At 66.5% G+C, this 17,944-nt stretch carries 18 protein-coding genes; 10 read left to right on the top strand and 8 right to left on the bottom strand.

Translation table 11 applies throughout. The annotated features are described in order from the left end of the window. The first annotated feature begins 72 nt into the window (after positions 1–72). The 6 genes from AO501_RS15130 to AO501_RS15105 all read left to right on the top strand — a co-directional run bounded on the left by AO501_RS15130 (position 73) and on the right by AO501_RS15105 (position 5,682). On the top strand, positions 73–1,704 hold the full coding sequence (locus AO501_RS15130; protein WP_055578498.1) for a fatty acid--CoA ligase: 1,632 nt from the start codon (positions 73–75) through the stop codon (positions 1,702–1,704). A gap of 88 nt (positions 1,705–1,792) precedes the next feature. Next, positions 1,793–2,866 (top strand): dihydrodipicolinate reductase, encoded by a 1,074-nt coding sequence (locus AO501_RS15125; protein WP_055578497.1) that lies wholly within the window; start codon positions 1,793–1,795, stop codon positions 2,864–2,866. After that, the gene (locus tag AO501_RS15120) at positions 2,866–3,342 is read left to right on the top strand and encodes an SRPBCC family protein (RefSeq protein ID WP_055578496.1); all 477 of its coding nucleotides are present in this window, start codon (positions 2,866–2,868) and stop codon (positions 3,340–3,342) included. Before AO501_RS15125 ends, AO501_RS15120 begins: the two co-directional genes overlap by 1 nt. A 2-nt stretch (positions 3,343–3,344) precedes the next feature. Further along, positions 3,345–4,226: a class II glutamine amidotransferase gene (locus AO501_RS15115; protein WP_055578495.1), complete on the top strand. Its 882-nt coding sequence runs from the start codon at positions 3,345–3,347 to the stop codon at positions 4,224–4,226. Then, positions 4,223–5,092, top strand: a complete 870-nt coding sequence (locus AO501_RS15110; RefSeq protein WP_055578494.1) for a patatin-like phospholipase family protein — start codon at positions 4,223–4,225, stop codon at positions 5,090–5,092. Before AO501_RS15115 ends, AO501_RS15110 begins: the two co-directional genes overlap by 4 nt. Positions 5,093–5,292: 200 nt before the next feature. After that, a complete protein-coding gene (locus tag AO501_RS15105; protein ID WP_055578493.1) occupies positions 5,293–5,682 on the top strand; it encodes a hypothetical protein in 390 nt (129 codons plus the stop codon). 77 nt (positions 5,683–5,759) lie between these two features. Here the strand turns inward: AO501_RS15105 and AO501_RS15100 are convergent, their stop codons facing one another. Beyond that, positions 5,760–6,815 (bottom strand): patatin family protein, encoded by a 1,056-nt coding sequence (locus AO501_RS15100; protein ID WP_055578492.1) that lies wholly within the window; start codon positions 6,813–6,815, stop codon positions 5,760–5,762. Positions 6,816–6,906: 91 nt separating this feature from the next. Further along, positions 6,907–7,341, bottom strand: coding sequence for a lipoprotein LpqV (locus AO501_RS15095; protein WP_371935000.1), 435 nt, complete (start codon positions 7,339–7,341; stop codon positions 6,907–6,909). 109 nt (positions 7,342–7,450) lie between these two features. Between AO501_RS15095 and AO501_RS15090 the strand changes: the two genes are divergently transcribed. Together AO501_RS15090 and AO501_RS15085 are read left to right on the top strand one after the other, a co-directional pair. Beyond that, positions 7,451–8,014 (top strand): cysteine dioxygenase, encoded by a 564-nt coding sequence (locus tag AO501_RS15090; protein ID WP_055578491.1) that lies wholly within the window; start codon positions 7,451–7,453, stop codon positions 8,012–8,014. Further along, positions 8,014–8,415, top strand: a complete 402-nt coding sequence (locus AO501_RS15085; protein ID WP_055578490.1) for a rhodanese-like domain-containing protein — start codon at positions 8,014–8,016, stop codon at positions 8,413–8,415. The genes AO501_RS15090 and AO501_RS15085 overlap by 1 nt, the downstream gene beginning before the upstream one ends. A gap of 16 nt (positions 8,416–8,431) precedes the next feature. Here AO501_RS15085 and AO501_RS15080 read toward each other — a convergent pair whose 3' ends face one another. From AO501_RS15080 to AO501_RS15070, 3 genes are read right to left on the bottom strand one after another with little or no spacing between them, the layout of a single operon-like run. Further along, positions 8,432–10,174: an alpha/beta hydrolase gene (locus AO501_RS15080; protein WP_055578489.1), complete on the bottom strand. Its 1,743-nt coding sequence runs from the start codon at positions 10,172–10,174 to the stop codon at positions 8,432–8,434. After that, positions 10,171–10,944, bottom strand: coding sequence for an enoyl-CoA hydratase (locus tag AO501_RS15075; protein ID WP_055578488.1), 774 nt, complete (start codon positions 10,942–10,944; stop codon positions 10,171–10,173). Before AO501_RS15075 ends, AO501_RS15080 begins: the two co-directional genes overlap by 4 nt. Before the next feature lie 11 nt (positions 10,945–10,955). Further along, positions 10,956–12,017, bottom strand: a complete 1,062-nt coding sequence (locus AO501_RS15070) for an enoyl-CoA hydratase/isomerase family protein (protein WP_055578487.1) — start codon at positions 12,015–12,017, stop codon at positions 10,956–10,958. Positions 12,018–12,278: 261 nt separating this feature from the next. Between AO501_RS15070 and AO501_RS15065 the strand changes: the two genes are divergently transcribed. Next, entirely contained in the window at positions 12,279–13,118 is an 840-nt protein-coding gene (locus tag AO501_RS15065) for a Bax inhibitor-1/YccA family membrane protein (RefSeq protein ID WP_055578486.1), read from the top strand. Between the two features lie 288 nt (positions 13,119–13,406). On the opposite strand, the gene AO501_RS15060 is transcribed toward AO501_RS15065, so the two are convergent. The 3 genes from AO501_RS15060 to AO501_RS15050 form a co-directional block, all read right to left on the bottom strand. After that, a complete protein-coding gene (locus AO501_RS15060; RefSeq protein ID WP_055578485.1) occupies positions 13,407–14,261 on the bottom strand; it encodes an endonuclease domain-containing protein in 855 nt (284 codons plus the stop codon). A 196-nt stretch (positions 14,262–14,457) separates the two neighbouring features. Beyond that, the gene (locus tag AO501_RS15055; protein ID WP_055578484.1) at positions 14,458–15,675 is read right to left on the bottom strand and encodes an acetyl-CoA C-acetyltransferase; all 1,218 of its coding nucleotides are present in this window, start codon (positions 15,673–15,675) and stop codon (positions 14,458–14,460) included. Between the two features lie 43 nt (positions 15,676–15,718). Next, positions 15,719–16,651, bottom strand: coding sequence for an SGNH/GDSL hydrolase family protein (locus tag AO501_RS15050; protein WP_156452579.1), 933 nt, complete (start codon positions 16,649–16,651; stop codon positions 15,719–15,721). A gap of 223 nt (positions 16,652–16,874) precedes the next feature. Between AO501_RS15050 and AO501_RS15045 the strand changes: the two genes are divergently transcribed. Continuing rightward, a complete protein-coding gene (locus tag AO501_RS15045; protein WP_055578483.1) occupies positions 16,875–17,942 on the top strand; it encodes an alpha/beta hydrolase in 1,068 nt (355 codons plus the stop codon). The last annotated feature ends 2 nt before the right edge of the window (positions 17,943–17,944 follow it).

Raw genomic sequence — 17,944 nt, 5'->3', positions numbered from 1 at the left:
GGCGCGGAGATAGCATTCGCCCACGGGAAACGACAGGCGGTGCTGCGCCGAGACGCGTGAGGCGGTACATCGATGTACAGCACGATGCAGGAATTTCCGCTGACGATCACCGCGATCATGCGGCACGGCTGCGGCGTCCACGGTTTGCGCGAGGCCATCACCGCGACCGGTGACGGCTACCGGCGCATCACGTATCGGGAACTGGGTCAACAGGCTGCCCAACTGGCGAATGCGTTGCGCAGCCTCGGTGTGACCGGCGATCAACGCGTCGCCACCTTCATGTGGAACAACGCCGAGCATCTGGCGACCTACCTGGCGGTCCCCTCCATGGGTGCCGTGCTGCACACCCTCAACATCCGGTTGTTCCCGCACCTGATCGCCTATGTGGCCAACGAAGCCGAGGACCAGGTGGTCCTGGTCGACATGTCCCTGGTCAAGCTGCTCGCGCCGGTGCTGCCCGAACTCGAGACCGTGCACACGGTGGTCGCGGTCGGCGAGGGCGACATCGCGGCGCTGCAGGAATCCGGCAAGACGGTGGTGCGCTACCACGAGCTGATCGAAGGCGAGTCGACCGAATTCGACTGGCCGACGATCGAGGAGAACTCGGCGGCGGCCATGTGCTACACCAGCGGCACCACGGGGAATCCCAAAGGCGTTGTCTACAGCCATCGTTCGAGCTTCCTGCACTCCATGGCAGCCTGCACCGTCAACGGTATCGGGGTGGGTTCCAGCGATCGGGTGCTGCCGATCGTGCCGATGTTCCACGCCAACGCCTGGGGTCTGCCGTACGCGGCCCTGATGGCCGGCGCCGATCTGGTGCTGCCCGACCGTCATCTGGACGCCCGGTCGCTGATCGACATGGTGGAGACGCTGCGTCCCACGCGGGCCGGCGCGGTGCCCACCATCTGGAACGACGTCATGCACCACCTGGAAAAGGAACCGGGGCACGACATGTCGTCACTGAAGATGGTCGCTTGCGGCGGCTCGGCGGTTCCGGAATCGCTGATGCGGACCTTCGAGGACAAACACGATGTCCAGATCCGGCAGCTGTGGGGGATGACGGAGACTTCGCCGCTGGCCACCATGGCGTGGCCGCCGCCGGGCACCCCGGACGACCAGCACTGGGCCTACCGGGTGACGCAGGGCCAGCCGGTGTGTGGCGTGGAGACCAGGATCGTCGACGACGACGGCAAGGTGCTGCCCAATGACGGGAAGGCTGTGGGTGAGGTGGAGGTCCGGGGTCCGTGGATCACCGGCGCCTACTACAAGGGGTACGACGAGTCCAAGTTCGATTCCGGCTGGCTGCGCACCGGCGACGTGGGCCGCATCGACGAACAGGGTTTCATCACGCTGACCGACCGCGCGAAGGACGTGATCAAGTCCGGTGGGGAATGGATTTCCTCGGTGGAGTTGGAGAACTGCCTGATCGGCCATCCCGACGTGGTCGAGGCCGCCGTTGTCGGGGTGCCCGACGAACGCTGGGACGAACGGCCGCTGGCGGTTGTCGTCGCCCGGGAGGGTGCCGACGTCAAACCGTCCGAGCTACGAAAATTCCTGAGCGACAAGGTGGTTCGTTGGTGGTTGCCCGAGCGGTGGGCATTCACAGACGAGGTTCCGCGGACCAGCGTGGGTAAGTACGACAAGAAGACCATCCGGTCGCGCTACACCGACGGGGACTACGAGGTCTTCGAAATACACGACTGACCGACTAGGCGCGAGCAGACGCAAACTCGCACTTTCGGCGCCCGAAACACGCGATTTTGTGTCTGCTCGCGAGAGAGAGGGGACCACCATGAGCCTGCGGGTCGTGCAGTGGGCGACCGGGTCGGTCGGGGTGGCCGCGATCAAAGGCGTGCTCGAACATCCCGAACTCGAACTCACCGGCTGCTGGGTACATTCAGAAGCCAAGAACGGCAAGGACGTCGGCGAGATCATCGGCGGCCCCGCGCTGGGTGTCACCGCGACCAACGACATCGACGACATCCTGCGACTCGATGCCGACGCCGTGATCTACGCGCCGTTGCTGCCCAGCGTCGACGAAGTGGCGGCGCTGCTGCGCTCCGGCAAGAACGTCGTCAGCCCGCTCGGCTGGTTCTATCCGACCGAAAAAGAAGCCGCCCCACTGGAAGTCGCCGCCCAGGCCGGCAACACCACATTGCACGGCGCCGGAATCGGGCCGGGGGCAGCCACCGAATTGTTCCCGTTACTGCTGTCGGTGATGTCCACCGGTGTGACTTTCGTTCGCGCCGAGGAGTTTTCCGATCTTCGGACCTACGGCGCACCGGACGTGCTGCGCTACGTGATGGGATTCGGCGGCACCCCGGACAGCGCGCTGACCGGGCCGATGCAGAAGCTGCTCAATGGCGGCTTCTTCCAATCGGTGCGGTTGTGCGTCGACAAACTGGGCTTCGCCGCCAGCCCCGAGATCCGTCCCTCGCAGGAAGTGGCCGTCGCGACAGCGCCTATCGACTCACCGATCGGGCTGATCGAGCCCGGGCAGGTGGCGGGCCGCCGCTTCCACTGGGAGGCGCTGGTCGGCGACACCCCGGTCGTCCAGATCACCGTGAACTGGTTGATGGGTGAGGAAAATCTCGATCCGCCATGGTCTTTCGGGCCCCCGGGGGAGCGTTACGAGGTCGAGGTGCGGGGCAACCCGGACACCTTCGTCACGATCAAGGGGTGGCAGCCGGAAAGCGTGCAGGCCGGGCTGGTCAGCAACCCGGGCATCGTCGCCACCGCCGCGCACTGCGTCAACGCGGTCCCGGCAACCTGCGCCGCGCCGGCGGGAATCCAGAGCTTCTTCGATCTGCCGCTCATCACCGGCCGGGCCGCGCCACGGCTGTCACGAGAAAGCAAAGAGGTCTGATGGCAAAGTCGGTTGTGGTCCAGCAGTCACGCGCGATACCGATCTCGGTCGAGGATGCCTTCGCCCAGACGCTGCCCATATCGCTGCCGGTCATCTGCGCGCAGTGGTACGGAATCATCCCGCCCATCAAAGAGGTGCGCGACCAGGTCGGCGACTGGGACGCGGCCGGCCAGACCCGAACCATCCTGATGGTGGGTGGCGGCCGGGTGCACGAACAGCTGACCAGCGTCGACCCGCCGCGCTCGTTCGGCTACACGCTCTCCGACATCAGCGGACCGCTGGCCACGCTGGTGCACACGGTGGACGGCGTGTGGTCGTTTGCGCCGGCCGGCACCGGCACCCGGGTGACCTGGCAGTGGACGCTGCATCCGAAGTCGTCGGCCGCGGCGCCGCTGCTGCCGGTATTCGGCAAGATGTGGAAGGGCTACGCGCGCGTGGTGCTCGAGAAGTTGTCCGCGCAACTGGTGACCGACTGAGCATGTGTCGACTCTTCGGCCTGCATGCCGGCACCGAAGTCGTGACCGCGACATTCTGGTTGCTGGAAGCACCGGACAGCCTTGCCCAACAGAGCCTGAAGAACCCCGACGGCACAGGGCTGGGAGTGTTCGACGAGCGCGGCCTTCCGCGGCTGTACAAGGAGCCGATCGCGGCCTGGCGGGACGCGACGTTCGCCACCGAGGCCCATCAACTCGACGGCACCACCTTCATCGCCCATGTCCGTTATGCGACAACGGGATCACTCGATGTGCGCAACACCCACCCGTTCCTGCAGGACGGCCGGATCTTCGCGCACAACGGGATGATCGAGGGTCTCGGCGCGGTCGAAGAGCGGCTTCGTGAACTCGGCACGTTCGAACTGGTGCAGGGCCAGACCGATTCCGAGCGAGTCTTCGCACTGATCACCGCGGCCATTCGCGCGCACGACGGCGACGTGTCGGCCGGGATTCTGGACGCCGTCAGCTGGCTTGCCGACAATGTGCCGGTCTACGCCGTCAACATCCTGCTGTGCATGGGAACTCAGATGTGGGCACTGCGGTACCCGGACACCCATCAGCTGTTCATGCTGGACAGGCGGGTCGACGGGGTACCCGATTTCGACATGAGCACCAGCAGGATTCACGCGCAGAGCCAGACACTGACCGAAAGATCGTCGGTGGTGTTCGCGACCGAGCCGATGGACGACGACCACCGGTGGTGTCTGCTCGAGCCCGGCGAGCTGGTCTATGTCGATGCGGCGCTGAACATCAGCCGAAGTGTGGTGTTGCCCGATCCGCCCCGGCATCTGGTGCGCCGGGATGATCTGAGTCAGCCGGTCTTCCGTGCGCAGCACGCGCTTCCCGGAACGCGGCACCGGCCATGACGTCCCGGCGGGCGCTGGTGCTGGCCGGTGGTGGGGTAGCCGGAATCGCCTGGGAGACAGGGATTCTGCGCGGTATCGCCGACGAGTCCCCGCCGGCCGCGCAACGGTTGCTGGAATCCGACGTGCTGGTCGGCACATCCGCGGGTTCGACCGTCGCGGCGCAGATCACCAGCGGCTGTTCGTTGCAGACGCTGTTCGATCGGCAGGTCGCCGAGACTTCTGCTGAGATGGACCCCGGCGTCGACATCGAGGCGATCACCGAGCTGTTTCTGGACGCGCTGCGCGAACCGCGCGCTCCCGGCGGGGACAGAACTACAGGGCGACTGAAGCGGATCGGCGGGGTGGCACTCGCCGTCGACACCGTCCCGGAATCCGTCCGGCGCGAGGTGATCGCTGCCCGCCTGCCCTCGCACGAGTGGCCGGAGCGTGCCGTGCGGCTCGTCGCAGTCGACACGGGGACAGGAGAATTGGTCGTCTTCGACCGCGACAGCGGGGTCGGGTTGGTCGATGCGGTGGCGGCCAGTTGCGCGGTGCCCGGGGCGTGGCCGCCGGTGACGATCGCAGGCCGGCGGTACATGGACGGTGGTGTGCACAGCACGGTCAACGTCGGGGTGGCCGACGACTGTGACGTGGCCGTCGTGCTGGTGCCGGCGGGCGCCGACGCGCCGTCGCCCTTCGGTCCCGGGCCCGCCGCCGAGATCGCGGCCTTCGCCGGGAAGACTTTCAGCGTTTTCGCCGACGACGGCTCGCTCGCGGCGTTCGGTGCCAATCCGCTGGATCCGCGCTGCCGGATCGGCTCGGCCCAGGCCGGACGTGTGCAGGGTCGCCGCGAAGCCGCCGCCGTCGCGCGCTTCTTGGGGGTCTGATCACGCCGTGCCGTTCAGTGCCTGCGAACCGGACGTTGAAGAATTGTTGAATCGGTATGTAATCAGCGTTTTTCGGGCTTTTCGTCGGTTGTTGCGCCAATCGTCAGCGTGTTATACCTAGCTGGTCGCAGCGTCATAACTCTTGAAATGCCGGAGCGCTGCGTTAATTGCTTCCTCCACAACTTCGAAAGGGAAACACCATGACTTATGGCGTAACCGCACGAAATGGCACGGCGCAGCGCAATGCAGTTCCGGTGGGGCACTACCGCGGGCGTCCCGCGCCGATTCCGCAGCCGCCGCTGCGGCCTGCCGCCCCGCCGCAGGCGGGCGCGCCCTCGTCGCCGGTGCGGCCGGCGGGGCCGACGCAGCTGACCAAGGTCTCGATCTATCTCGACGAACCGACTGATGCTTTTCTCGAAACCATCCGTACCGCAGCGCGTTTCGCGAAGCCTCGGGTGGACGCCACGCGTAGTGCCGTGGTGCGGTTGGCGCTCAACAGGCTGGCTCAGCAACTCCACCCGTCGGACCTGGTCGCCGAGTTGCAGCGCAAAGCGGCCGCCCACACTGGGCCGGGGCGCAAACGCGCCTAGTCGATCGGAGTTATTGCGACGACCTATGCGATTTAACCCCGGGTATTTACCGGATATGACGGGCCGTAAACGATATATCAACCCTCGATTGCGGGCGCTTGCGTGTCGTCGTCATCGGCATTCTCAAAAGCGTCCAATGCGCGAGCGGCCAGCGCCCTGCCGACGGCGATCACCTCGACCGCGCGATGGAATTCAAGGCTGCGGCAGGTGGTGCGCGGCACCTCGATGAGCAGGTCCGGCGGGTAGGCCGCCAGCGTGTGTCGGGCCAGTGCGGACTGGGCGATGTCGATCGTCCGGTTCATCACCTCAAAGCTGCCGAGCTTGGGCACTTCGGGTGTGTCGTCGTCCGGACTCTCGGAAGAGTCCGACCAGTCGTCGGACTCCGTCTCCGGCGGCGTCGCCCCGAACCGGCTCAGGACCGCCCGCGCCGTCGGCCGGTCGAGCAGCGATTTGGCGGCGTTGGTGTCAAGCAGCGCGGTGGTGCTGCGCACCATGCGGTTCAGCCACTCAGCGGTCACGCCCGGTTCGGCGTCCCGGGTGGCGCCCGGTTCGCTGCCGTTGAGGCTGACCGCGATGGTCAGGTCGGCATTGACGGCCGCGACCGGCGCCATCGGAAGCGGGTCCAGGATTCCTCCGTCGGCCAGTAGCCGTCCACCGACCTCGTGCGGGGCGATCACACCCGGAATGGCGATGGAAGCGCGGATCGCCTCGTCCAGGGGGCCACGCTGGAACCACACGGACTTGCCGGTCAGCAGATCGGTGGCCACGGCGGTGTACGGGACCGACAGTTCTTCGATGGTGACCGGGCCGAGGATGTCGCGGACCGCGTCCAGGATCTTTTCCGCCCGCAACACTCCCGCCGCGGTGAGTGAGGGGTCCAGCAGGCGAAGAATCGTGCGTTGCGTGAGCGACGTGGCCCAGTCGGCAAGCTCGTTGAGGCGTCCGGCGGCCTGCACACCGCCCACCAGGGCGCCCATCGACGAGCCGGCGATGCCGACGATTTCATAACCCCGCTCCTGCAGCTCCTGGATCACGCCGATGTGGGCGTATCCACGGGCGCCGCCGCTGCCCAGGGCCAGCGCGACGCGACTTGCAGAGGTCCCGTGCGGGCGAAGCGGTATTGGTCCGGACATGCCCACATTGTGCTTGGCGAGCGGTTGCCTGCTGGAACCGGCTGACAGTTTTGCGCAGGCGTGATTTCAATTCAGCAGGCGCTGTGATTGGTCAACCGCATTCACCTCTGCCGGCGGCTTGCGCCGCCACGATCACCGCGGCCTGACGCTCCGGGCCAAGTTCCGCCCAGCGCTTGTTCCAGCTGCCCGCAGTGCCGGGCGCGGACGTCTGCACCATTGCCAGATAGGGCTCGATCTGCGTTTCGCCGGTGCCGCCCTGAGCGTCCATCCACACCTTCGCGGCATGGCAGGCCTGGAAATACTCTTCCTCGGTCGACTCCGCGGGGGCATCGACCCGGGTGGTCACGCCGCCGGGGGAGATGCCGATCGCGCCCGGCGGGAGCGAACCGGCCGTGGTCGACGATCGGGCCGGCGACGATGTGGTCCTGCCCCCGTCATCGCTGTGCGAGCAGGCCGCGACTGCCGGCAGGCACGCCAGCGCGCCGAGCAGCGCTGCCCATCGTCGGTGTCCGCGCACGGGTCTCAATCTATGCAAGACTGTCGGCGTGATGGAGCGGTTCGGATTTTGTTGCGAGTGTTGTCGGCCCTGACGCGCCGCCGCTTGCCCAATCCGTTTCACACTCCGGAGTTTTTCCATGGCTATCGCCCTCGCTCGTCCGTACCCCGGCGTCAACAACCCAAGTTCAGGCCCTACCCGGCTGCGGGTACCCGATCTGCTGCACGCCACCGATCTGGCCGCCGATGACGTCCTCAGCGGACGGTGCGACCACCTGCTGCCCGACGGTGGTGTGCCGGAGACCGAACGCTGGTTCACCCGCATTTACGGCGACGACGAGCTCGACATCTGGCTGATCAGTTGGGTCCCCGGGCACGCCACCGAACTGCACGACCATGGCGGCTCGCTGGGGGCGCTGACCGTGCTTTCCGGTTCCCTCAGCGAATATCGTTGGGACGGAAGCCGATTGCGCCGACGTCGGCTCGACGCCGGTGACCAGGCCGGCTTCCCGCTGGGTTGGGTGCACGACGTGGTGTGGGCGCCTCGCCCCGCAGCGATCACCACCCCGGCGCCGGTGGCGCCGACGCTGAGTGTGCACGCCTACTCCCCGCCGCTGACCGCCATGTCCTACTACGACGTCACCGAGCGCAACACGCTGCGCCGCCAGCGCACCGTATTGACCGATCAACCCGAAGGGCCCTGATGAGCAGGATCGACCGGATTCTTCAGGACGCCCGCGAGCGCTACCAGCGATTGCCGGCCGATCAGGTGCCCGAGGCCCTGCGCCGGGGAGCGGTGCTGGTCGACATCAGGCCGGCCGCTCAGCGCGCCCGCGAAGGTGAGGTGCCCGGCGCGTTGGTGATCGAGCGCAACGTTCTGGAATGGCGGTGTGACCCGACCAGTGACGCGCGGCTGCCGCAGGCCGCCGGCGACGACGTCGAGTGGGTCATCTTGTGTTCGGAGGGTTACACCTCGAGCCTGGCCGCCGCGGCGCTGCTGGACCTCGGTCTGCACCGCGCGACGGACGTCGTGGGTGGATATCACGCGCTGGTCGCCGCGGGCGTGCTGGCGGAGGTCGGTTCAGGCCAGCCCGTCCTGACCTGACACGCCGTCGGCTCCGCTAGCCGGAGGTTCCCGCCGTCGAGTCGGCGTGCAACAGGGGCCGCAACTTCGCGGTCTTGTCCGGCGTCCACCCCGGCGGCGACAGCACCGCGGCCCAGCCGTCGGCGCAGTTGGCGACGTAGCGGTGGCCGTGGCCGTCGGGGACGTCGACGGCGACCGCCATGTCGGCCGACACCTGCAGGAACGTCACCAACGGGAACCAGCGCATCTCGGGCACCACGTCGTAGCCCCGCTTCTCGCGCAGCCAGTCCGGTTTGCTGAACATCAGGTCGGGCGTCCACCAGGCGATCGGGTCGGATGCGTGCTGCAGATAGACCACCCGCGGATGATTCCAGGCTGCTTTGGGGCGGTCCAGGTTCTCCGGCCGGGCGACGAACCGCACGTTGCGGCCGTCGTCGTAGATCGGCAACCATTCCGGTGAGCCGTTGTCGCGGTTCGCGGTCAGCTGGGTCCAGATGGTGTTGTTGAATGTCGGCCCGCTGAACAGGGCGCCGTCGGTACGGGCCAGCACGTTGTTGATGCTCATGAACGGCGCCTCACCGCCGAACGACCCCAGGCTCTCGCCGAAGACGACCAGCTTGGGCCGCTTGAACTCCGGCATCTGCCGGATCAGCTTGTCGACGGCCTCGAACAGCGCCTGCCCGGCGTGCCGGGCGTTCTCCTTGTCCACCAGAAACGACAGCCAGCTGGGCAGGAAGGAGTACTGCATGCTCACGATCGCGGTGTTGCCGTTGTACATGTACTCCAGCGCCGAGGCTTCGGCCTCGTTGATCCAGCCGGTACCGGTGGTGGTCCCCACCGCGACCACGGCGCGTTGTAATCCGCCGGTGCGCAACAACTCCCGGGCCGCGAGGTCGGCGGTCGCGTCGATGTCTTCGGCGGATTTCAACCCGGCGTACGCCCGGATCGGTTCAATGGCCGGGGTGCCGTTGAATGCGCTCAGTTTGCTGACCGCAGGCCCACCCTCGACGAAGATGCGGCCCTGGTGTCCCAGGGACTCCCAGGACACCAGTGACTCCGGGCCGCCCGAGCGCAGCTTGGACTTGGGCGGGCTGAAGCCGGGGTCCATTTCGTTGTTGACCGCGGCGAAACTGCCGTTCATCGAACGCATTGCGAACTTGAGGACGACGCCGTTGAGCAAGGTGATCGTCAACACGATCAGTCCGATCACCACGATGGTCGCGGACACCCGGAACGGTGCGATCCGGTCTACTTGTCCCACAAGCACAATGACCAGCCGGCGGATGAGCTGGCCGATCTCGACCAGCGAGAACAGCACGATCACTCCGAGTACCGCGGTGAGCGGATAGTCGTACCATTTCAGGTGCTCGACGCCCATCATGTCGCGCACGTGGTCCTGCCAGACATGGAACCGGACGGCCATGACGACGACGCCGATCGCGCCGACCCCGATCAGTGGCGGCCAAACCCACGGCGGCGCAGGGGGACTGGTGTTCTGCGACCGCATGTAGCGGACCAGCCAGACGGCGAATACGCCCAGGCCGTAACCGATGGCGCCCGAGCAACCGCTGACCACGCCCTGGAACAGCGGACCGCGCGGCAGCAACGACGGTGTGAGCGACAACCAGATGAAGATCAGGCCGAAAAGGGTCCCGGTGTAGGTGTAGTGGCGGACCCACCAGCGGCCGCGGTAGCGGTGCCACCAGGGGGCCGTTGCCGCGGCGTCTGTGTGCTCCGCCGGGTCCTGCTCGGTGGTTGCGGCGGCCGGGGATTCGCTCATCGGTGGTTGAAGTCGGGCGGGCGCTTTTCGATGAAGGCCGTCATGCCCTCGGACTGGTCGTCGGTGGCGAAGGTGGAGTGAAAGAGCCGGCGCTCGTAGAGAAGTCCTTCGGTCAGTGTCGATTCGAAGGCCCGGTTGACGGCCTCCTTGGCCATCTGAGCGGACGGCAGCGACATCTGCGAGATGGTCGTGGCGACGGCCTTGGCCTCGGTGAGCAGGTCGTCGGCGGGCACGATTCGCGAAACCAGGCCGCTGCGTTCGGCTTCCGCGGCGTCGATGGTCCGACCGGTCAGGATGAGGTCCATCGCCTTGGCCTTGCCGATGGCCCGGGTCAGCCGCTGGGAGCCGCCCATCCCGGGAATGACGCCGAGCTTGATCTCCGGCTGGCCGAATTTCGCTGTGTCGGCGGCGATCAGGAGATCGCACATCATCGCCAGCTCGCACCCACCGCCGAGCGCATACCCGGCGACCGCCGCGATCGTCGGGGTCCGCACGGCGGCCAGCTTGCCCCAGGGTGCGAAGAAATCAGCTCCGAAGGCGTCCGCGAATGTCAGCCCGGCCATCTCCTTGATGTCGGCGCCGGCGGCGAACGCCTTGGCCGAGCCGGTGATGATGATCGCCCCGATGGCCGGGTCATTGTCCAATTCTGTTGCCGCGCTGGTCACTTCGTTCATCACCTGGCTGTTGAGCGCGTTGAGCGCCTTCGGCCGGTTCAGTGTGATGATGCCGACCCGCTCTTCACGTTCGACCAGGATGGTTTCGTACGCCATGTGCTGCCTTTCTAGAACTGAAGGTCGTCGTCGACGGGCGCGAAGTATGCCGCGACGTCGGCCACGGTGACCTCGTCCAACGATGCCGGCGACCACTTCGGATTGCGGTCCTTGTCGACCAGTTGCGCGCGAATGCCCTCCACCAGGTCGTGTGAGCGCAGCGAGGCCGACGACACCCGATAGTCCTGCACGAGAACGTCTTCGAGGGTTTCGAGTTGAGCGGCGCGACGTACCGCCTCGAAGGTCACCGACAAGGCGATGGGGGAGCGGGTGCTGATGAGATCGGCGGCCTCGTTGGCCGGCTTGGCGTCATGGTCTCGCAACGCGGCGACGATATCGATCACGCTGTCCGCGGCGTAGCACTCGTCGATCCACTCTCGTTGTGCGGCAAGCTCACTCGGTGGAGGTTCGACGGCGTGTCTGGCCAGTGCGCCTTCGACGCCGTTGGTCGCGACCGCCGCGGTGAACGCGTCGAGGTCGCTGTGCGGCACGTAGTGGTCGGCGAATCCCAGTGCGATGGCGTCGGGTCCGTTGAACGGTGCTCCGGTCAGCGCGGCATGCAGGCCGAGCTTGCCGGGGGCGCGGGACAACAGGTACATCCCGCCGACGTCCGGGATGAACCCGATGCCCACCTCGGGCATCGCGACCTTCGAAGTGTCGGTCACCACCCGGGTGTTGGCGTGCGCGCTCACCCCGACGCCGCCGCCCATCACGATCCCGTCCATCACGGCCACATAGGGCTTCGCGAACCGGCCGATCAGACCGTTCATCAGATATTCGTCGCGCCAGAACCGGCGCGCGTCGACTCCGTCCTTGCGCGCGCTGTGATAGATGGCCACGACGTCGCCGCCGGCGCACAGTCCGCGCTCACCGGCGCCGGTGAGCACCACCGCGCGCACCGCGTCGTCGCGTCCCCATCTGATGAGCACGGTGCTGAGCAGGTCCACCATCGTCTGGTTCAGCGAATTGATGGCCTTGGGCCGGTTGAGGGTGACGTATCCGACGCCGTCGACGACGCGGGTCAGGATTTCGTCGGTTTCCCCCGTAACGGCCCCCTCAGCGACCCCAGTCATGCGCTCGTCTCCCCTCGCCGCAATCCGGTCGGACCTGCCTACTCCACCTGGCCGTGCCTGACCATGAGTTTGACGAGCAATCTAGATCGTGACTCGCCCGGCATTGACCGCGGGGCTAAGGTTTAGGTTGACCTGGTCGAGCTATACGGGTCCAGGACTGACGATAAAACAGCAGCTCCGCCGGGAACTCGGGCGGACGACCACTCGTTGAGCGATTGTTCGCACGCTCGAAGCCACAGCCATTTGAGAGAGGATCCGACGGTGCGGGAGACAAGTAACCCGGTATTTCGTTCGCTGCCGAAGCAGGCGGGCGGATACGCGCAATTCGGCCCCGGCGTGCAGTCGGGCTACCCGGCCGACCCCTACGCTCCCTACCAACAGGGTCGTGAGGCGCGCGCTTCGCGTCCGCTGACCATCGATGACGTCGTCACCAAGACCGGCCTGACGCTGGCGATGCTGTCGACCACCGCCATCGTTTCCTACTTCCTGGTCGCGACCAATCTGAAGCTGGCGATGCCGCTGACCATGGTCGGTGCGTTCGGCGGTTTGGCGCTGGTGTTGATCGCGACGTTCGGTCGCAAGCAGGACAACCCGGCGATCGTGCTCAGCTACGCCGCGCTCGAGGGCTTGTTCCTGGGCGCCATCTCGTTCCTGCTCGCTAACTTCTCAGTGGGCTCGGCCAATGCCGGGGTGCTGATCGGTGAGGCGGTACTGGGCACTCTCGGGGTGTTCTTCGGCATGCTGGTCGTCTACAAGACCGGCGCGATCCGCGTCACGCCCAAGTTCACTCGCATGCTGGTCGCGGCGATGTTCGGTGTGCTGGTGCTGATGCTCGGCAACTTCGTGCTGGCGATGTTCCACGTCGGTGGCGGCGAGGGCCTGGGTCTGCGCAGCGCCGGTCCAATCGGGATCATCTTCTCGCTGGTGTGCATCGGTATCGCAGCCTTCAGCTTCCTCATCGACTTCGACGCCGCCGACCAGATGATCCGCGCCGGTGCGCCGGAGAAGGCCGCCTGGGGCATCGCCCTCGGCCTGACCGTGACTTTGGTGTGGCTGTACCTGGAGATCCTGCGTCTGCTGAGTTATCTGCAGAACGACTAGCCCCTCGACGGGCAAAGCCGGCACACCATTTCGGTGTGCCGGCTTTTCCTTTGGGGGTTGTGCGCCCTTGCGGCGGGGGGTGCGCGGCCTGCGCGGCTGGCGCGGCTGCGCGGGCTGCGCGACACCACTTCGGGCGTTGAGTCTGCGTAGGGGGTGGCGGCCTCTCGCAGTTTGCCGCCGTACGCGCAGAGTCAACGACGCGTTCTCGGGGTGTGGTGCCGTCTGCTTCGGCTTTGGTTCTGCGTAGGCGGCGGCGGCCTCTCGCAGTTTGTCGCCGTACGCGCAGAATCAACAGCGCGTCAGGGTGTCCCAAGCGCACCGAACCCGTCGAATGACATCGCTTGGCCGGTGCCGGCCGACCACCCGAATCACGGTCCAACCCATGCGGTTCAGGTACTCCAGGCGGTCAACGTCCGAGGCGTGCTGGTCGGGGTTGGTCCAATGCTGATCCCCGTCGTACTCGACGGCCAACAAGATGTCCTCCCAGCCCATGTCGAGGAAGTAGCGGGGGAAGCCGTCGCGGCCCAGCACCGGAATCTGAGTCCGGGGCGTCGGAAAACCCGCCTCGATCAACAGCAAGCGCAGCCAAGTCTCTTTCGGCGATTGCGCGCCTGCGTCGACGAGTTCCAACGCGGCCTCCAATTTGCGCAAACCCCGCGCGTGCCGATGCTTGGCAGCCAGCTCAACGACGTCGCTGACCTTGAAGTCCGTCGCGGCAGCGAGTGCATCGAGATCGGCGACGGCGCGACCCAACGCCCCGCGGCGGCCGATGTCGAATGCCGTGCGCTCGGGTGTCGTCACCGAAAGGCCTTTCAGGACTTGGGTTTCGCCTTCCAACAGCAGATCGGCACGGGTGATGACGCGCTGCGGCGCCCTGGCATTGCGCCAGATCAGTTCGATCGGCGCCGCCGGGTCGATCCACCTCGAGCCGTGCAGTGCCGACGCGGCGGCGCCGGCGATCACCGCCTGCTGCCGCGACCACAGCCACGCCGCTGTTGTTCGCTGTTGCAAGGACGGCTCAATCCGCTTGTCCAGGTAGACATTCGGCATGATCGCGCGGTAATAGGTGCGTAATTGATGGCGGTTCAAGATGCCGGCGGCCAGCGCCTCACTGCCGATGAATGGTTGCCGCGGGCTGTTCATGCCGACATCGTGGCCGCGGGTACCGACATCCCCTGTTGGTTCTGCGTCCAGGGCGACAAACGTCGAGTGGCCGCCGCCCTCAACGCAGAGTCAACGCCACAGCCGCCGACAGCGCTGTTGGTTCTGCGTGCAGGGAGACAAATGTCGAGTGGCCGCCGCCCTCAACGCAGAGTCAACGCCACAGCCGCCAAAGCCGCTAGCTCAGCCGCTCGATCACCATCGCCATGCCCTGCCCGCCGCCAACACACATTGTCTCCAGGCCGAATGTCTTGTCGTGCGTGGTCAGGTTGTTGAGCAGCGTGGCGGTGATCCGGGCGCCGGTCATACCGAACGGGTGGCCCAAAGCGATGGCGCCGCCCGAGACGTTCAGCTTGTCCTCGTCGATACCCAACTCGCGCGCCGACCCCAGCACCTGAACTGCGAAGGCCTCGTTGATTTCGAACAGGTCGATGTCGCCCACCGACATACCGGCCCGCTGCAGAGCCTGCTTGGACGCCTCGATCGGGCCCAGCCCCATGATCTCGGGGGACAACCCGCTGACGCCGGTCGACACGATGCGCGCCAACGGCTTCAGGCCCAGCTCCTTGGCCTTGACATCACTGGTGATCACCACCGCCGCGGCACCGTCGTTCAGCGGGCAGGCGTTGCCCGCCGTCACCGTGCCGTTGGGCCGGAACACCGGCTTGAGCTGGCTGATCTTCTCGTACGTGGTGCCCGCCCGCGGCCCGTCATCGGTGCTGACCGTCGAACCGTCCGGCAGCGTGACCGGCGAGATCTCGCGCTCGAAGAACCCGCTCTTGATGGCATCCTCGGCCCGGTTCTGACTGCGTACACCCCAGTGGTCCTGGTCCTCGCGAGAAATGCCGGTCAGCAGCGCGACATTTTCGGCGGTCTGTCCCATCGCGATGTAGATGTCGGGAACGTTGCCGTCGGCGCGCGGGTCGTGCCACTCGTCGGCTCCCGCGGCCGCGGCGGTCGTCCGCTCCTGAGCAGCGTCATATAACGGGTTCTTGGTGTCGGGCCAACCGTCGGCATTGCCCTTCCCGAACCGGGACACCGTCTCGACACCGGCGGAGACGAAGACGTCGCCCTCACCGGCCTTGATCGCGTGGAACGCCATCCGAGTCGTCTGCAGCGACGACGAGCAGTACCGGTTGACCGTGGTACCCGGCAGGAAGTCGTAGCCGAGCGCCACCGCCACCACGCGCGCGATGTTGAAGCCGGACTCACCGCCGGGCTGGCCGCAACCCATGATCAGGTCGTCGATCTGGTGCGGGTTGAGCGCGGGCACCTTGTCGAGCGCGGCGCGCACCATCTGCGCAGCCAGATCGTCGGGCCGGATGCTGATCAGCGACCCTTTCATGGCGCGGCCGATCGGCGAGCGGGCGGTTGAAACGATGACGGCTTCCGGCATGACGGCTCCTCGATTGGGGTTGCGAAGCCGAGCCTAACGCGCCCTACCCGGAGGCAACCGCGGCGGTCGCACGCACCGGTGACGGGCGCGGCCACCACCGGGACACGATGGTTCGGCGGGCAGCCACGACCGGCAGCGCAATGGGCCGCGCCAACGCAGGAATCCTCTCGCTCAGTGCTTCACACAGTGCCACCAGCAACTGTTCGGCCGCTTCGGCGTAGCCGGCCGCCGACGGGTGGTAGCGGTCGGAGGAGAACATCAACTCGGGCATCTCCCGGAACTTGGGGGCCAGCAGATGCGCCAGCGGAACCGGCACTCCACCGGCCGCCCGGACGGCCGCGGCCTGGGCACGGGCGAGTTGCAAACCTCGGGTGCGCGCCAGTGACCGCAGCGGCTGCGGGATGGCGGTGATGAGCCCGAAGTCCGGGCAGGTACCGACCACTACGACGGCGCCCCGGTTGCGCAATTTGCGCACCGACGTGCCGAGCCGCTGGGCGGACGGTCCGACACCGTTGAGTGCGGTGATGTCGTTCGCGCCGATGATGATCACCGCGACGTCCGGCGGGGGCCCTGCCACGAACATCGCGTCGACCTGACCGAGAACTCCCTTGGACGTGGCTCCGACGATGGCTTTAGTGCTCAGCCTGATTCGTAGACCGGACTGCTCGGCCAGCCGCCGGGCGATGACCACGCCGGGTACTTCTTCCGCGGTGGCGCACCCGTATCCGGTCGCGGTCGAGTCGCCGAAGATCATCAGGTGCAGATCGAACGGCGTTCCGTACCGCCACCGCTGCACCGGGCCACCGCCGGGGGCATAGACGCCGTCGGCACGCGGCGGTGGATCCCAGTTCTTCGGGATCACGGTGCGCACATGCGTCGCCTGACCAACCAGCAGGTTGCGTGCGCCCAGATAGGCCGAGCCTGTCGAGGCGAGTGCACCCGCTGTGGCCAGAGCGATCGTCGAACGCCGCGGCACATGCACGCCCACGGGCATCAGTTTAGGACGGTTGTGCTCATTTCGGGGGTAGCTGACAAACAAACCGGTTACGGTGTGACACAGATGTGGTATCGAAAGCGATTACTAGGAAGTTGAGTGGGTAGAGGACTGTCAAGCTAAGTCTGCGAGGTTGGCTGAACGAATTGCTCAGCTTCTTCGTCGCATGCTGTATCGGACTACAACGGCGTAGGAAGTGTTGAGCATGACCGCACCCAGTAAGGTCTCTGGCGCACCTAGAGTCGCCATTCGCCCGCGCGACGCGCTGAAGGCTCGTAGACTCGAAGCACGCAGATTCGCGATCAGCGACGGGGCTCCCGTCGAGGTTGTCGAGTCTGGGCCAAGTGTTGCCGCCCGGTTCGCTACGCTTGCGTCTCGCGTGACGATCCGACCGGTTTTGGCGGCCGGTAGCTACGTACCGCACCTGCCCTGGCCATGGGGACTCATCGACCATGCGGCACGCGTGCTGCTACCTGCCACCAGTACCGTCAGGGCCGAGGTGACCTTGCCTAATGCGTCGGCCCAGCTGGTTCGCGCGACGGGCGTGCTGCCGGCGGACGGGACCCGGCGAGTCGTGCTCTACCTGCACGGCGGTGCATTCTTAACCTGCGGAGCAAACTCTCACGGCCGACTGGTCGAATCGCTGTCGAAGTTCGCTGACGCACCCGTTCTCGTCGTCAACTACCGGTTGATGCCCAAGCATTCGATCGGGATGGCGCTCGACGATTGCCACGACGGTTACCGATGGCTCCGGTTGCTGGGCTACGAACCGGATCAGATTGTGCTGGGCGGCGACTCCGCCGGCGGGTACCTCGCGCTGTCTCTCGCGCAGCGCCTACTGCGCGAAGGTGAAGAGCCCGCAGCCCTCGTTGCGATCTCGCCACTGCTGCAGCTGGCAAAGGAAGCCAAGCAGTCTCATCCCAACATCAAAACGGATGCGATGTTCCCCGCGAGGGCCTTCGATGCGCTCGGCGCTTTGGTTGCTAGCTGCGCCGCGAAGAACACCGTGAACGGTCAGCCGGAAGAGATTTACGAGCCGCTGGACCACATCGCGCCGGGCCTGCCGCGGACATTGATCCATGTGTCCGGATCCGAGGTGCTGTTGCACGACGCGCAGTTGGCGGCGAGCAGACTGGCGGCCGCCGGCGTGCCGGCCGAGGTGCGCGTGTGGCCGGGCCAGGTTCACGACTTCCAGGTCGCCGGGCCGCTGTTGCCCGAAGCCGTGCGCTCGCTGCGCCAGATCGGCGAGTACATCCGCGAGGCGACCGGCTGACA

This window comes from Mycobacterium gordonae, assembly GCF_001417955.2.
GTDB classification, from domain to species: domain Bacteria; phylum Actinomycetota; class Actinomycetes; order Mycobacteriales; family Mycobacteriaceae; genus Mycobacterium; species Mycobacterium gordonae_B.
This window is presented reverse-complemented; position numbering and strand designations above follow the sequence as displayed.

Excerpts from the sequence above, each read along its gene's own strand:
- AO501_RS15130 (WP_055578498.1), top strand. The coding sequence starts at position 73 with ATGTACAGCACGATGCAGGAATTTCCGCTGACGATCACCGCGATCATG.
- AO501_RS15125 (WP_055578497.1), top strand. The coding sequence starts at position 1,793 with ATGAGCCTGCGGGTCGTGCAGTGGGCGACCGGGTCGGTCGGGGTGGCC.
- AO501_RS15120 (WP_055578496.1), top strand. The coding sequence starts at position 2,866 with ATGGCAAAGTCGGTTGTGGTCCAGCAGTCACGCGCGATACCGATCTCG.
- AO501_RS15115 (WP_055578495.1), top strand. The coding sequence starts at position 3,345 with ATGTGTCGACTCTTCGGCCTGCATGCCGGCACCGAAGTCGTGACCGCG.
- AO501_RS15110 (WP_055578494.1), top strand. The coding sequence starts at position 4,223 with ATGACGTCCCGGCGGGCGCTGGTGCTGGCCGGTGGTGGGGTAGCCGGA.
- AO501_RS15105 (WP_055578493.1), top strand. The coding sequence starts at position 5,293 with ATGACTTATGGCGTAACCGCACGAAATGGCACGGCGCAGCGCAATGCA.
- AO501_RS15100 (WP_055578492.1), bottom strand. The coding sequence starts at position 6,815 with ATGTCCGGACCAATACCGCTTCGCCCGCACGGGACCTCTGCAAGTCGC.
- AO501_RS15090 (WP_055578491.1), top strand. The coding sequence starts at position 7,451 with ATGGCTATCGCCCTCGCTCGTCCGTACCCCGGCGTCAACAACCCAAGT.
- AO501_RS15085 (WP_055578490.1), top strand. The coding sequence starts at position 8,014 with ATGAGCAGGATCGACCGGATTCTTCAGGACGCCCGCGAGCGCTACCAG.
- AO501_RS15080 (WP_055578489.1), bottom strand. The coding sequence starts at position 10,174 with ATGAGCGAATCCCCGGCCGCCGCAACCACCGAGCAGGACCCGGCGGAG.
- AO501_RS15075 (WP_055578488.1), bottom strand. The coding sequence starts at position 10,944 with ATGGCGTACGAAACCATCCTGGTCGAACGTGAAGAGCGGGTCGGCATC.
- AO501_RS15070 (WP_055578487.1), bottom strand. The coding sequence starts at position 12,017 with ATGACTGGGGTCGCTGAGGGGGCCGTTACGGGGGAAACCGACGAAATC.
- AO501_RS15060 (WP_055578485.1), bottom strand. The coding sequence starts at position 14,261 with ATGAACAGCCCGCGGCAACCATTCATCGGCAGTGAGGCGCTGGCCGCC.
- AO501_RS15055 (WP_055578484.1), bottom strand. The coding sequence starts at position 15,675 with ATGCCGGAAGCCGTCATCGTTTCAACCGCCCGCTCGCCGATCGGCCGC.
- AO501_RS15045 (WP_055578483.1), top strand. The coding sequence starts at position 16,875 with ATGACCGCACCCAGTAAGGTCTCTGGCGCACCTAGAGTCGCCATTCGC.